This is a genomic window from Campylobacter concisus, from assembly GCF_003048535.1.
In the GTDB taxonomy this organism is placed as follows: Bacteria; Campylobacterota; Campylobacteria; order Campylobacterales; family Campylobacteraceae; genus Campylobacter_A; species Campylobacter_A concisus_S.
The window spans coordinates 85,089-98,702 of the sequence record NZ_PIRQ01000001.1; the positions used below are offsets into that span (position 1 = coordinate 85,089).

A 13,614-nucleotide genomic window follows, 5' to 3' on the forward strand; every position below is an offset into this window, starting at 1 on the left:
TGTTTTTAATTTTAAAAAATAGTAAAATAGTATCAATTTAACTGAAAATAGGGCAATGATTTTACATAATGCATTTCTCAATCGCTTTTATTCATTCGCAACTTTTATTGAATCTTACAGCAGGTGATAGAAAGCCTAAGAGAGCCACTAGAGGACAATCAAATCCATATCGCAAGAGTGAATTCAAAAGTGACTTATGAGACTAAATTTATCTTCGTAGCCGCTCAAAATCCTTGCCCTTGTGGAAATTTATTCTCTCGCAATCTAAATTGCAAATGCAGCGAAAATGAGATAAAAAACTACAAATCAAGAATTTCAGCCCCAGTGCTTGACCGCATCGATCTAAAAGTCGCGATGGATGAGAGCTCGCCAGGTGACAAGGCAAGTTTGAGCTCACAGCAGATGAGTGAGATGGTCTTAAAAGCCTTTATATTTCAAAAAAAACGCGATCAAGATGAGCTAAATGGCAAGCTAAATGACGCACAAGTAGAAAAATTTTGTCTACTGGATAATGAAGCAAGAGAAATTTTACAAAAGGCGGCCTCGAGGTACAATCTTTCTCAAAGAGGCATAAAAAGAACACTTAGAGTGGCTAGAAGTATCGCTGATCTTGATGAGAGCGAGCAAATTTTAAAGCCCCACATCTTAGAGGCGCTTAGTTTTAGGGCATAAAGATGAAAAATTTATATCTGGATACAAGAATTTTAGACGAGCGAGTGAGCAAGAAATTTGGCCTTAGTGAAGAGCTTTTAATGGAAAACGCTGCCGCTGGCATAGCAAATTTCATCCGTAAGAAATTTAAAAAAGGCGAGAGGGTGCTTGGCATTTGCGGTGGTGGGAATAACGGTGCTGACGTGCTTTGTGCTTTAAGGATGTTAGAGGGCGAGTTTGAATGCGAATTTATCTTAGCTAGTCAGAATTTAAAGCCACTAGCCATTAAGCAGCTTGAGCGAGCTAAATCTGCTGGTGTGCGAGAGAGTAAAGACGCAGAAAATAGCTTAAATAGCGCAAAATGCGTCATAGACGGGCTTTTTGGTTCTGGTTTAAATAGAAATTTAGACGAAAATCACATAGAGCTTATCTCAAAGATAAACAAAAACTCTGCCTACACTATCGCTTGTGATATGCCAAGTGGGCTAAGTAGTGACGGCAAGATGCTAGGTGCTTGCGTAAAAGCGGACATCACGATCACAATGGGAGCTAGAAAGCTTGGGCTCTATAGCGATGCTGCAAAAGACTTTGTTGGCAAGATAAAGGTCGCTGATCTTGGTATAAGCGCTCAAAACTATGAGTGCAAGAGCGACTATCACTTGCTTAAAAAGTGCGACCTCGTGCTTCCAAATAGAAAAAATCAATGCGTAAATAAGGGCGACTTTGGCCACGCATTTATCATATCTGGCGAGCACATAGGAGCTAGCATGCTTTGCGCAAAGGCGGCATTTGCTTTTGGGGCTGGGCTAGTTAGTGTGATAAGTAATGAGAACCTAAATTTGCCAACACATATTATGCAAGCAAGCAAGATAAGTGAGAAAATGAACGCTGGAGCAGTTGGCATGGGACTTGGTGAAAAGGGCATAGAAGAGCTTGATGTGCAAATTTTAAAGGGCAAAAAGCTTGTTCTTGACGCTGATATCTTTTACAGTCCAAAAGTGCTTGATTTATTAAATGAAAACTGTATTTTAACGCCCCATCCAAAGGAATTTTGCTCACTTTTAAAGCTTTGTAATATAGCAGATATTGACGTAAAAACATTGCAAGAAAATAGATTTGCTTATGCTAAGGCTTGGAGTGAGAAATTTAAGGCCGTGCTAGTACTTAAAGGAGCAAACACTATAATCGCCAAAGACGGGCAAATTTTTGTTATGCCTTATGGTAAAAATATACTTGCAAAAGGTGGCAGTGGTGACGTGCTAAGCGGACTTGTGCTTGCCCTTTTAGCTCAAGGCTACGAGCCACTGGATACTGCCATCTCGGCTACACTAGCTCATGCACTAAGCCTTAAAAATTTCAAAAAAAATAGCTACGCGCTCGAGCCAACAGACATTATAAAAGGAGTAAAATGCTTACGAAAAAGATAGCCGTACTTTTTAGCGGTAGTGGCTCAAATTTAGAAGCGATACTTAAAAAAGTTCATAATCAAATTTTTAATGGCATAAAGATCGAAGTTTGCCTTTGTATCTGCAACAAGCCGGGCGCATACGGTATAGAGCGTGCTAAGAAATTTGGGCTTGATACGACGATAATAGAGAGTGCCAAATTTGCAAATAGAGAAGAATTTGACGCTGCAGTTGTGGAGCAAATTTTAAAAAGTGGCGCTGAACTAACAGTGCTTGCTGGGTTTATGAGGATATTAACTCCTGTTTTTACATCACAGATAAAAGCCATAAATTTACATCCTTCTATATTGCCACTTTTTAAGGGTGCTCATGCAATAAAAGAGAGCTTTGAGAGCGATATGATGATAGGTGGTGTGAGCGTTCACTACGTGAGCGAGGAGCTTGACGGAGGTAAACTCATCGCACAAAGAGCGTTTGAAAGAGAAGATGGTATGAGCTTGGAGGATTGGGAGAGCAAAATCCATGCGATAGAGCATGAAATTTTGCCTGAGAGCATAATAAAAATTTTAATAAAGGAAACAAATGTTTGAATGGTTTAGTTCGCCAGAAGCGTGGATATCACTACTTACGTTAACTGGCTTAGAGATAGTTTTAGGCATAGATAACATTATATTTATCGCTATTTTGGTAGGTAAACTACCTCCGCAGCAGCGCGGCAGTGGTAGGATTGTTGGCTTAGGGCTAGCTATGGTGACTAGAATTTTACTTTTACTTTCATTGTTTTGGATCATGAAGCTTACGAAGCCACTCTTTACTATCGCAGAATTTAGCATAAGCGGCCGAGATTTGGTGCTTATACTGGGCGGTCTATTTTTACTTGTAAAATCAACCCTTGAAATACATTCTAGTGTTTCTGGCGAAAGCGAAGAACATAAAAATAGTAAAAAATTACATGCAAATTTCTTGGTTATTGTAAGTGAGATAGCTGTTTTGGATATCGTTTTTTCTCTTGATAGTGTTATCACAGCTGTTGGAATGGCTGAGCATATAGAGATAATGATCATAGCTGTTATTTTAGCAGTTGGCGTGATGATGCTAGCGTCAAAAGGTATTTCTAATTTTGTGGACAATAATCCAACAATAAAAATTTTAGCACTTGCATTTTTGGTGCTTGTGGGTATAACTCTTGTTGCAGAAGGATTAGGTTTTCATATTCCAAAGGGATATATCTATTTTGCGATGGCGTTTTCATTGGCAGTAGAAAGCATAAATATCTATGCTAAAAAGAAAGTGTTAGCTAAATAATATTTTTACGATGATGAAAAAGCTAATGATATGATGGATAAAATGTTAATCAAAAAATTCTAGCCCGAAAAGATAAATCTGTTTAAATTTAAAGGTAAAATTTTGATAAGCATGAAAGGTGTAATAGAAAATAGATCAATGTTTGTTTCGTTGCATATTAGTTAAAATATTCTTATCAAGCTACTAAAAATCCGTGAAATAAAGGTTAAATTTGTAGTAGATAGCAAAATAGAGAAGCATAGAAAGCTAGCTCGTTTAAAAGATTATGTATTTAGTAAAGCGCTAATTAATATTTTTGATCAAATTATTTTTTATATATAATTTCTATTAATTTAAGTGTTTTTTAATTGACTTTATAAAAAAAACAAGTTAGAATACGACTTTTTAATGAGGTAGTGGCATAAACTTACAAACACGACTCAGGCGGGGTGTAGCGCAGTCTGGTTAGCGCATCTGGTTTGGGACCAGAGGGCCGAAGGTTCGAATCCTTTCACCCCGACCATGTTAAATGGTGAGTGTAGCTCAGTCGGTTAGAGCATCAGATTGTGGTCCTGAGGGTCGTGGGTTCGATTCCCATCACTCACCCCATTTTGGGCGCTCGTAGCTCAATTGGATAGAGCGACAGACTTCGGATCTGTAGGTTATGGGTTCGACTCCTATCGGGCGCGCCACTTAATACTTTATGCGCTCATAGCTCAGCTGGATAGAGCAACGGCCTTCTAAGCCGTAGGCCTCAGGTTCGAATCCTGATGGGCGTACCACTTTATTATTGTTGTGCGGATGTGGTGAAATTGGCAGACACGCCAGACTTAGGATCTGGTGCCCCACGGCGTGAAGGTTCAAGTCCTTTCATCCGCACCATTCTTTTTATAGTTTGAGATAATCTTATGTTATTAAAAATTAAAGTTAGCCTTTGTTATAGAAAGTATTAGGTACTTTTTCTTGTTTCTTGACATGTAATAATGTTTTTTGTATAATCTCAATTCTTTTTTAAGCAAATGTCTTGCTAGCTCAGTCGGTAGAGCATCTCACTTTTAATGAGGGGGCCGTTGGTTCGAATCCAACGCAGGACACCATTTTTGGGTTTATGACCCTTTCGTCTAGTGGCTCAGGACTCTACTTTCTCTGTGTAGAAACAGAGGTTCAAATCCTCTAAGGGTCGCCAGATATTTTTTAAATTTTAGGTCGCTTAGCTCAGTTGGTAGAGCGCCACCCTTACAAGGTGGATGTCATAAGTTCGAGTCTTATAGCGACCACCATTTTAGGTGCAGCGGTAGTTCAGTTGGTTAGAATGCCGCCCTGTCACGGCGGAGGTCGCGGGTTCGAGCCCCGTCCGCTGCGCCATCCATTAAACCTTAGGTTAAGGTCATGTCTAATAAAGCACCCATTATTGAGTATCAAATTAAATTTTAAGATTATAAGTTCTAAGATAACACTTTAAGATTTATTATTACTATTTAATCTTGCCTCGTTAGCTCAGTTGGTAGAGCATATCACTCTTAATGATGGGGTCGTAGGTTCGAGGCCTACACGGGGCACCATCCATTTTGGCCCATTCGTCTAGCGGTTAGGACACCAGCCTCTCACGTTGGTAACACGAGTTCGAGTCTCGTATGGGTCACCATTTTTCTAATCCTTGTTGCTTTTCAATTTATTACACAGAAATTTTTCTAGAAAATTTCTTCAAAATTTGTACTGATTTGCTTAGAAAATTGCTACTAAAAAAGTAAAATTATTTTTTATAATGTTGCTCAATGGATGTGTAATAAAGTAATAAAATTTAGAAGATAATTTGCAATAAGCTAAAAATCTTTATAAATATAATAAAAGTACATCATAGAAACGTGATTACAGAGCGTTACAAGTTGTTTTTGCTTTGATCTATTGGGTAAAAAACTTATTAAGCATTTTTAATTTTTAAGCTTATAAAACGTAAAACAGCCTACATTTGTTAATAAAGATTTTAAGATCATACCAGGGCTCGTGCGTTAAAATCATTAAGGCTTACGATAAAATATAGCTATTTTTATAATATAAAGAGCATTTGATGGCAATATAAAAAATTAAATACGTAATTGAAGAAAGCTTAACTTAAATAGCAAAAATAAAGGTTAAAATTTAAGCTCAAATATAAAACTAGCAAACAAGCTATTTCTTTGCATTTAGTTTTTACCTATCATATCAAGCTTAGCTTTGCAAGCATCTTTATACGGGCTTACAAAATTTGAGTCAGAGCACTCGTTTAAATAAGGCCTAGCCAACTTAAACTGCTTTTGTCTTATATAAATTTCACTTATCAAATTTAAAGCGTGTAAGCGATCTTCTGGTTCAAGCTTCATGTTTAGTATAAATTTCGCCTCATCAAGTGCCTCACCTAGGTTATCTGTCTTTAATAATGCTTCTGAGTAGTTAAAATTTATCTTTGGCGAAAATGTATTTATTTTGGCTTTTGTTTGTAGCTCAAGAGCTTTTTTAGCATACGTTGTAGCGATAGCGTAGTCATTACTTTTTATCGCGTAGTCGCTTATAGCTGTATATGCTTCGATAATCTTAAAGTCTTGGCCTCTTAGCTGCTCGATAGCGCTAATGGTTGAGATCGCCTCCGTAAAGCGTTTTAATGCAAGCAATGAGTAAAACCTATCAAAAAGAGATGGTGTTGGATCTGAGTATTCGACTGATGAGCCAAGTGAAAGCGCATCATTTGCAGTAATGATCGCATGCTCATAGTCTTTGTTTTTATATAAAATTTTGCTCAAATTTACCAGCCACTCAACTCTGTCTTCTAAATTTTCATCTTTTGCATGAGCTTTTGTTAACTCAAGTGCATCGTTGTAGCGGGCCGTTCTGTAATAGCAGTTAAAGAGCTTAAATTGTGGTAATGAAATTTTATTTATATCGTAGTTTTCAAGTAAATTTATAACAGCCGTGCAATCATCTTTTATAAAATACTCTTTTGTAAGCTCTAGCGCAGCTTCATTTATTAGATCCATTGCCTTGCTTAAATTTCCATCTTTTGCCATGGTTTTGTAAGATAGTGCATCGGAGAATTTGCGCTCTTTAATATCCAGCTCAAGCTCGCTTATTAAAGCCTTTTGGCTAATATTTGTTCCAGCATATTTTTCAATTAGCTCTTTATATCTTGCATGAAGTGCAGTAGTATTTTTATCCTCTTCTTCAAAAAATAACCCATCTTTTGCTTTAGTGACTTCATCGATATAATCACCATATTTAAACTCTGTCTCATATCTATTTAAGTATTCGTATGCTTTTTTCTCATCTTTTGTTTTGGCTAGATTTAGTGCTAAATTTTTTAAAGCAACTTCATAAAAATCTTTCGTCCTATCGCTATTGTTTATCAAGATTTCATAAATTTTAGCAGCCACATCAGGCATATCTTTACTGGCAAATGTGGTTGCAAGATTCATCGACTTTGTTGGGTTGTTCATAAAAAATTTTTCATTCGCATTTGCGATTTTTAGTATAAATTTCTTTGCTTCATCAAATTTTTCTTTATCAATATTTGCATCAGCTAGGCTTAGTGCTGCTCTACTTGCAATGTCGATGTCGTTTGTGGAGTAAAGCACTTTTTCATAGTCTTTTAGAGCCTCCTTTTGTCTGCCTATCTTGTAGAGATAATCAGCGTAATCAAGCGCTGTAAGTTTTGTAAATTTTGAGTTTGCGTGCTCTTCGTTTAAGATATCAAGCATATATTTTGCATCACTTGCGATGCTATCTTTTAGGTAGGCTCTAGCGATTAGGTAGAGCACCTCTGGATAGTTTTCATCAGATGGGAATTTTCTGATCCAAGCCCTACCTTCGCTTACGATATCTTTTGGCTCGATCTCTTCAAACTCATTTTTTGTCTCAAAAATTTTATCAAGAGCCCTTAGACGAAATAGTAAAAATTCACTTGAAAAAAGGCTATTTGGATGCCTTTTTATCGCTGTTTGAGTATCTTTTACTACATTTTCATAAGCGCCCTTTTCATAAGCTCTTTTTATGCTTATGTATATATCAATGTCATTACTATCAAGCCCAGCAATAGGGGCTTTGTTAAGATCAAGCGCTCCAATACTAGGATTTAGCATATCTTTAAAATCAGGTTTAAAATTTAGCCCAGACTTTCTCTTGCTATTTTCAATGAGCGAAGTATCTATAATGATGCTAAAGTGTTTTGAAATGGTTGTTTTTGGGCTATCTTGTACGTTTTGGCTACTATAAAGCTCAGTTTTTATATTTAGCAGTTTTGACGGTGCTTTTGGCATTATGACGATAAAAAGCTTGCCATCTTGTTTTTTGTATTTTATATCCATTAGTGGTAGCGTCGTGTCCTCGATGTTAGGCAAAATTCCATCATCGAGCATGCAGACGTAGCGCTTTGTATCATAGGCTAAAATTTGCTCCACACATTCAAATTCTTGCTCATCACTTAGTTGTAGGACGCTGTAAGGCTTATTGCCATTTGCGCCGCTGTTTAGACTAAGGCTAAAAGCAGTTAGATAAAGCGGAAAAAATAAAATGATTAAGAGCTTTTTCATTCCGCCATTATAGTTAAATTTTCTAAAATCCTGAAGCAAAGACAAAATGCCCAATAAATTCTAAAATCGCCCCAGAAAAGAAAAAGGCAAAGACCGTTCCGGCCACTGCGATGCCAACTATTACCTTTAGTGCCATCGAGACGTTTGCGGTGTAGAGGTTTTTATCTTTTACGATAGGCTCTTTTAAAAACATAAAGACAATGAGCTTTAGGTAGTAGTAGATAGCAATCGCCGAGTTTATCATGATGATGAGGCTAAGCACGACATAGTCAGCTTTTATGAGCGAGGCTACAAGTACCATTTTGCCCCAAAATACGCTAAAAGGCGGTATGCCAGCAAGGGCTATCATAAAAATTCCCATTATCACGGCATAGCTTGGTAAAATTTTAATAAGCCCTGAAAATTTCTCAAATGGATGTTTAAAACGCTTATCCCAGCAGACTACATCGTCGCACCTTGCCACCCAGAGCATAGAAAATGCGCCCAAATTTGCAAACAAAAACATGATCCAGTAGAAAAACAAGGCGACATTTGCCTCGTGAGAATTTGCTACAAGCGCGCAAAGCACGACACCAGCGTGAGCTATGGAGCTAAAAGCGAGCATCCTTTTTACGTCTTTTTGCACTAGCGCCATGATGTTTGCAAGGCTCATCGTAAGCACGGCGATGATGTAGAGCATATCTTTTATCCATGGAATTTGTGAACCCTCAAGCATCGCAAAAATTCTTAACGCGACGATAAATGCTGCTACCTTTGGCACGATCGACATATAGCCTGCTAGCGGGGCATTTGAGCCTTCATAAACGTCTGGGATCCATGTGTGAAATGGTATGAGTGAGAGCTTAAAGCCAATGGCTGAGGCGATGAAAACGCAGCCAAGTAAGATGATCAAATTTTGATTTAGGCTAAGATCTTTTATCACAACGCCGATACGATCGATGTCTATTGAGTTTGTCGCTAGATAAAACATCGCTATTGCCATCGCAAAAAAGCCAGCCGAGAGCGAGCCCATAGCAAAGTATTTAATGGCAGCTTCTACGCTTTTTGCCTTATTATGAAGGGCGATTAGGGTGTAGAGGCAAAGCGAGCTGATCTCAAGGCCTAAAAAGATAATGAGTAGGTTATTTGAGCTCACCATAAATAAAAATCCAGCAATCATAAACAAAAATAGAGCGTAATACTCGTAAATTTTATACTCAAAATACTCTTTTGTGCTAAGTGCAAGCGGGATAAAAAGGGATGAAGCAATGAGGATGATGACTTGAGAAATGACCGAAACGCCATCAACCAAAAGCATATCCCAAAAGCTAAGGCTAAGACCGTTAAAATCAAGTATTAGACCTAAATTTACAAATATTGCGATGATACAAAATACGCAGTAGAAATTTCTTGAAAGATCCTTTTTTATGGTGCCAACGATTAAGATAAAAAGCGCAAAAATTATCATGCTAAGCATCGGAGCAACCGAAGATAAAGAAATTTCTTTAAGGTCTAAAAAGGCTATTTCGTTCATAGTTTGCTCCCGCCATTTAAAGATGAAATTTTATCCTTTGTGCCGCTATTTACAGCTCTAGTTTGCATTTTGCTTATGATATTTTGCACGCTTGGCTCAAGTGGTTTTAGGATTAAATTTGGAGCGATACCAAGGGCGATAATGAGTAAGCAAAGTGGCACAAGAGCGACTAACTCTTTAAAATTTAGATCCTTAAGGCTTAAATTTTTCTCCTTGCATTCGCCAAAAAAGATCCTTTTATAAAGCACCAGCATATAAATAGCGCCCACAATGATGCTAAAGCCACCAAGTAGCGCAAAGAGCTTGTTTAGCTTAAATACGCCAAGTAGGCTCAAAAACTCGCCCACAAAGCCAATCGTTAGTGGCAAACCGATACTTGCAAGCGTTGCTATAAAAAATATAAGTGCGTATTTTGGCATCACCTTGGCAAGGCCGCCAAATTCGCAAATTTCTTTGGTGTGAGCCCTCTCGTAGATGACGCCAACTAACAAAAATAGCGCGCCACTTACGATGCCGTGGCTTATCATCAAAAATATTGAGCCACCAAGGCCTATTAAATTTAGTGAAAAGATGCCTATCATGATAACGCCCATGTGTGAAATGGAGCTATAAGCGATCACTTGTTTCATGTCGCTTTGTGCGTAGGCAACGAGAGCTGCGTAGATGATCATTATGATAGCTATGACGCAGACAAAGCCGCTTAAAAGCAGGCTCGCATCTGGAAAAAGTGGAAGTGAAAATCTCACAAAGCCGTAAGTGCCCATCTTTAAAAGCACGCTAGCAAGCAGCACCGAGCCGATAGTCGGAGCCTGTCCGTGCGCGTAAGGCAGCCACGTGTGAAATGGAAATAATGGAGTTTTCACACCAAAGGCGAAGAAAAACGCTAAAAATAGCCAAATTTGAGCACTTTGTCCGATACCAAGCTTATACCAGTCAAGCAAGCTAAAGCTAAAGACCCCACTTTTTTGATAGCACAAATAGCCGATAAAGATGATCGCTACTAGCATAAAGACAGAGCCTAAAAATGTATAGATGAAAAATTTAATCGCCGCGTAAATTCTATTTTTACTGCCAAATGCACCGATGATGTAAAGAAGCGGTATGAGGCTAAGCTCCCAAAAGCTGTAAAATAAAATCATATCAAGCGCGCTAAAGACGCCCATCATCGTGCTCTCTAAAAAGAGCACGCTAATAATTAGGTGCTTTAAATTTCCATCATCGCTAAGTGCGGCGATAGAGATGAAGCTCATAAATGCACTAAGTACGATAAGTGCTAGCGAAATGGTGTCGATGCCGACAAAATAGCTGATATTTAGGCTTGGTATGAGCGAGACTTGATGCGTTAAAACAAAGTCATAACCCTGAAAATCGACATTTACGCAGATAAAAATAGCTAGCAAAAGCTCGATCAGCGCGATGCTTGCTCCATAAAATTTTATGCTTTTATTTTCTATTAAAAAGCCAAGTATTGCGCTTATTGCAGGGAAAAATATGATTACACTTAGCATTATTTGGCTCCGTTTAATAAAAATATAAAGCTTAAAAGCAAGGCAAATCCTGCGACCATAAACCTAAGCATAATGCTTAAGTCGCCACTTTGCATTTTGTTTGCTAAAAATGCAAATTTAGTAAAGGCAAGTGCGACTAGATCGACGCTCTTATCTATTATCATCTCATCAAATTTTTTGCAAATTTGAGATAGCTTTGTGTAGCCATTTATGAAAAATTTCTCATAAAATTTTGGTATAAAGTAGGCATTTTGTAAAATTTTATAAGTTCTGCTCTCACAAATGCTCTCTTTAAAAATTTCTCTTTTATAGGCAAATACTGCAAAGCCAGCACTTGCTAGCACTAGACCAAGTGTTAAAACGAGCAAGAAAATTTCGCTGCCGTGAGATAAATTTAGTGAAAAATTATTTAAGCTTTTTTCTAAAAACTCACTAAAGTTACTCCAAAAAAAGCCACTTATGACTGAGAGAATTCCAAGTATGCCCATGCCAGCTAGCATATAGTTTTTAGCTTCATGAACGTGTTTCTCGCCCTTTGGCTTTGCAAAGAAGACTAGCATAACGAGCCTAAAACTATAAAATGCCGTAAGTACGGCGCCAAAGAGTAAAATAATCCATAAAAATTTATTCTCACTAAAAGCAACCTCTAAAATTTTATCTTTCGAGAAAAAGCCAGCAAATGGATAAAATCCAGCTAGTGCGCAGCTTGCGATGATAGAAAGGAGCGCCGTTGGCTTCATAAATTTATAAAGTCCGCCCATTTTTTTGATATTTAGCTCGTCATTCATCGCGTGCATAACGTTGCCAGCGCATAAAAAGAGAAGTGATTTGAAAAATGCGTGCGTGACAAGGTGAAAAAGTGCAATCTTATAAGCGCCAAGTCCAGCAGCTACGAACATATAGCCAAGCTGTGAGAGTGTCGAGTAGGCGACTATTTTTTTAAGGTCGTTATGCACAAGTGCGATGCTTGCTGCAAAAACCGCTACAAATGCACCAAGGCAGGCGATAAAGTGCGAGACTTCAGGCACGTTTGTAAAGATGAAATTTGCGCGTATGACTAGATAGACGCCAGCTGTTACCATGGTCGCAGCGTGGATGAGGGCAGAAACCGGCGTTGGGCCCTCCATGGCGTTTGCAAGCCAAGTGTGAAATGGAAACTGCGCGCTTTTACCCATAGCGCCTATAAAAAGAAGTGTGGCGATGATGCCTAAATTTAGCCCAGAAAGGTCGCTTCTAGCGTTAAAAACCTCGCTAAATTTAAGTGAGCCAAAGCTATAAAATATATAAAAAATGCCAACAAGCATGGCAAGGTCAGCCACTCTATTCATCACAAAGGCTTCGTTTGCAGCGACGTTTGCGCTAGGCCTTTTATACCAAAAGCCAATGAGTAACCACGAGCAAAGTCCAACGCCCTCCCAGCCGATAAATAGCCCTATGAAGTTATCGCTTGATACAAGGACATTCATGCAAAAGACAAAGAGCCCAAGGTAGCTAAAAAAGCGGTTAAAACTCGCATCATCTCTCATGTAGCCAATGGAGTAGATATGCACGATGCTAGCGACCACGCCCACGGTGCTAAGCACCACAAGGCTGATCGCATCAAGGTAGAAGCTAAAGCTAAGATCAAGCGAGCCAAAATTTATAAACTCTTTTAGGGTTAAATTTAAAGGCTCATCTACGCTAAGACTAGCCGTTAGCATAAGCGAGGCTGTGGCACTAACGATCATGAGAAGTGAGCAAAAAAGACCGATAAATAAATTCTTACTGCTATGCGAAAAGATGCCAGCTATGATGAAGCTAAGAAGCGGAAAAAATAGCGAAATACAAAATAAAATCATCTCTTAGCCTTTCATATTTGTCATCGAATCTAAACTGATGCTGCCAGTCTTTTTATACCAAAGCACGAGCAGACCTAGTCCCACGGCGACCTCGCTAGCGGCGATGGCTACTATAAAAAAAGCGATGATCTGCCCAGTTAGATCAAAGTAGTATTTTGAGATAGCTGCAAGTGCGATGTTTGCTGAGTTTAGTAAAATTTCGCTTGAGAAAAATAGCATTATCAAATTTCTTCTTCTCATTATGCCAACAAGCCCTATGACAAAGACTAGACTTGCTAGGATGAGGTAGTGAGTAAGGCCTATCATAGCATCTCCTCAAATTTGCTTTGCGCATCTAGATCTTTATGTATCAAGATAATGCCAGCAACCATTGCTACAAGAAGCATTACAGCGCACATCTCAAAAGCGATTAAATACTTGCTAAAAAGCAAAATTCCAATAGCCTCGATATTGCCAAGCTCGCTAGCAATGGGACTTAATCCATCAAATTTTGCACCATAAATAGGAGCTAAAAATATAAATATCAAAAGAAGAGCTATAAAGCTACTTAAAAGATAGATGGTGATCTTTGCTTTTTTGCTACTTTTTGACTCACATTCTTTACTGCTATCAAAAAACATCATCGCAAATGCGTATAAAACGACCACAGCACCTGTGTAGACTATTATCTGCACTACGCCTAGAAATTCCGCTCCAAGTAAGAAAAATATAGCCGAGATAAAGACCATACCAGCAGCTAGTGCAGATACTGCATTTAGTGCGTTTTTACAAAATACGCTAAAAGAAAAACTAACTAAAACCAAGGCACTAAAAAGATAAAATGCAAAGCTCTCATACATCTTTTGCCCTTTTAAA

9 protein-coding genes, 11 tRNA genes and 1 pseudogene are annotated in these 13,614 nt (G+C 38.3%); 15 read left to right on the forward strand and 6 right to left on the reverse strand.

Features of this window, described 5'->3' with window-relative positions; all coding sequences use genetic code 11:
• Positions 1 to 117: 117 nt before the first annotated feature.
• The 15 genes and pseudogenes from CVS93_RS00440 to CVS93_RS00510 all read left to right on the forward strand — a co-directional run.
• A pseudogene (locus CVS93_RS00440) lies at positions 118 to 672 on the forward strand (ATP-binding protein); the annotation flags it as partial.
• A gap of 2 nt (positions 673 to 674) precedes the next feature.
• Positions 675 to 2,078, forward strand: coding sequence for an NAD(P)H-hydrate dehydratase (locus CVS93_RS00445; protein WP_107686152.1), 1,404 nt, complete (start codon positions 675 to 677; stop codon positions 2,076 to 2,078).
• On the forward strand, positions 2,060 to 2,647 hold the full coding sequence (gene purN, locus CVS93_RS00450) for a phosphoribosylglycinamide formyltransferase (RefSeq protein WP_107686153.1): 588 nt from the start codon (positions 2,060 to 2,062) through the stop codon (positions 2,645 to 2,647). The genes CVS93_RS00445 and purN overlap by 19 nt, the downstream gene beginning before the upstream one ends.
• Entirely contained in the window at positions 2,640 to 3,362 is a 723-nt protein-coding gene (locus CVS93_RS00455) for a TerC family protein (protein ID WP_107686154.1), read from the forward strand. The genes purN and CVS93_RS00455 overlap by 8 nt, the downstream gene beginning before the upstream one ends.
• A 424-nt stretch (positions 3,363 to 3,786) precedes the next feature.
• Positions 3,787 to 3,864: transfer RNA gene (locus tag CVS93_RS00460), tRNA-Pro, on the forward strand.
• A 9-nt stretch (positions 3,865 to 3,873) separates the two neighbouring features.
• A tRNA-His gene (locus CVS93_RS00465) sits at positions 3,874 to 3,950 on the forward strand.
• Between the two features lie 6 nt (positions 3,951 to 3,956).
• A tRNA-Arg gene (locus CVS93_RS00470) sits at positions 3,957 to 4,033 on the forward strand.
• A gap of 13 nt (positions 4,034 to 4,046) precedes the next feature.
• Positions 4,047 to 4,123, forward strand: a tRNA-Arg gene (locus CVS93_RS00475).
• A gap of 15 nt (positions 4,124 to 4,138) precedes the next feature.
• A tRNA-Leu gene (locus CVS93_RS00480) sits at positions 4,139 to 4,223 on the forward strand.
• A gap of 139 nt (positions 4,224 to 4,362) precedes the next feature.
• Positions 4,363 to 4,438, forward strand: a tRNA-Lys gene (locus CVS93_RS00485).
• A 13-nt stretch (positions 4,439 to 4,451) separates the two neighbouring features.
• Positions 4,452 to 4,527 (forward strand) — tRNA-Glu (locus tag CVS93_RS00490).
• Between the two features lie 18 nt (positions 4,528 to 4,545).
• Positions 4,546 to 4,621 (forward strand) — tRNA-Val (locus CVS93_RS00495).
• Between the two features lie 8 nt (positions 4,622 to 4,629).
• A tRNA-Asp gene (locus tag CVS93_RS00500) sits at positions 4,630 to 4,706 on the forward strand.
• A 121-nt stretch (positions 4,707 to 4,827) separates the two neighbouring features.
• Positions 4,828 to 4,903, forward strand: a tRNA-Lys gene (locus tag CVS93_RS00505).
• An 8-nt stretch (positions 4,904 to 4,911) separates the two neighbouring features.
• A tRNA-Glu gene (locus CVS93_RS00510) sits at positions 4,912 to 4,986 on the forward strand.
• A 538-nt stretch (positions 4,987 to 5,524) separates the two neighbouring features.
• On the opposite strand, the gene CVS93_RS00515 is transcribed toward CVS93_RS00510, so the two are convergent.
• From CVS93_RS00515 to CVS93_RS00540, 6 genes are read right to left on the reverse strand one after another with little or no spacing between them, the layout of a single operon-like run.
• The gene (locus CVS93_RS00515) at positions 5,525 to 7,900 is read right to left on the reverse strand and encodes a tetratricopeptide repeat protein (protein WP_107686155.1); all 2,376 of its coding nucleotides are present in this window, start codon (positions 7,898 to 7,900) and stop codon (positions 5,525 to 5,527) included.
• 22 nt (positions 7,901 to 7,922) lie between these two features.
• A complete protein-coding gene (gene nuoN, locus CVS93_RS00520; protein WP_107686156.1) occupies positions 7,923 to 9,413 on the reverse strand; it encodes an NADH-quinone oxidoreductase subunit NuoN in 1,491 nt (496 codons plus the stop codon).
• Complete coding sequence (locus CVS93_RS00525) at positions 9,410 to 10,921, reverse strand: NADH-quinone oxidoreductase subunit M (protein ID WP_107686157.1); 1,512 nt, start codon at positions 10,919 to 10,921, stop codon at positions 9,410 to 9,412. Before CVS93_RS00525 ends, nuoN begins: the two co-directional genes overlap by 4 nt.
• Positions 10,921 to 12,759, reverse strand: a complete 1,839-nt coding sequence (nuoL, locus tag CVS93_RS00530; RefSeq protein WP_107686158.1) for an NADH-quinone oxidoreductase subunit L — start codon at positions 12,757 to 12,759, stop codon at positions 10,921 to 10,923. The genes CVS93_RS00525 and nuoL overlap by 1 nt, the downstream gene beginning before the upstream one ends.
• A gap of 3 nt (positions 12,760 to 12,762) precedes the next feature.
• On the reverse strand, positions 12,763 to 13,065 hold the full coding sequence (gene nuoK / locus CVS93_RS00535; protein WP_004317991.1) for an NADH-quinone oxidoreductase subunit NuoK: 303 nt from the start codon (positions 13,063 to 13,065) through the stop codon (positions 12,763 to 12,765).
• The gene (locus CVS93_RS00540) at positions 13,062 to 13,598 is read right to left on the reverse strand and encodes an NADH-quinone oxidoreductase subunit J (RefSeq protein ID WP_107686159.1); all 537 of its coding nucleotides are present in this window, start codon (positions 13,596 to 13,598) and stop codon (positions 13,062 to 13,064) included. Before CVS93_RS00540 ends, nuoK begins: the two co-directional genes overlap by 4 nt.
• Between the last annotated feature and the right edge of the window lie 16 nt (positions 13,599 to 13,614).

Bases quoted from the DNA above. Each gene is read 5' to 3' on its own strand.
- CVS93_RS00445 (WP_107686152.1), top strand. From the start codon at position 675: ATGAAAAATTTATATCTGGATACAAGAATTTTAGACGAGCGAGTGAGC.
- purN (WP_107686153.1), top strand. From the start codon at position 2,060: ATGCTTACGAAAAAGATAGCCGTACTTTTTAGCGGTAGTGGCTCAAAT.
- CVS93_RS00455 (WP_107686154.1), top strand. From the start codon at position 2,640: ATGTTTGAATGGTTTAGTTCGCCAGAAGCGTGGATATCACTACTTACG.
- CVS93_RS00515 (WP_107686155.1), bottom strand. From the start codon at position 7,900: ATGAAAAAGCTCTTAATCATTTTATTTTTTCCGCTTTATCTAACTGCT.
- nuoN (WP_107686156.1), bottom strand. From the start codon at position 9,413: ATGAACGAAATAGCCTTTTTAGACCTTAAAGAAATTTCTTTATCTTCG.
- CVS93_RS00525 (WP_107686157.1), bottom strand. From the start codon at position 10,921: ATGCTAAGTGTAATCATATTTTTCCCTGCAATAAGCGCAATACTTGGC.
- nuoL (WP_107686158.1), bottom strand. From the start codon at position 12,759: ATGATTTTATTTTGTATTTCGCTATTTTTTCCGCTTCTTAGCTTCATC.
- nuoK (WP_004317991.1), bottom strand. From the start codon at position 13,065: ATGATAGGCCTTACTCACTACCTCATCCTAGCAAGTCTAGTCTTTGTC.
- CVS93_RS00540 (WP_107686159.1), bottom strand. From the start codon at position 13,598: ATGTATGAGAGCTTTGCATTTTATCTTTTTAGTGCCTTGGTTTTAGTT.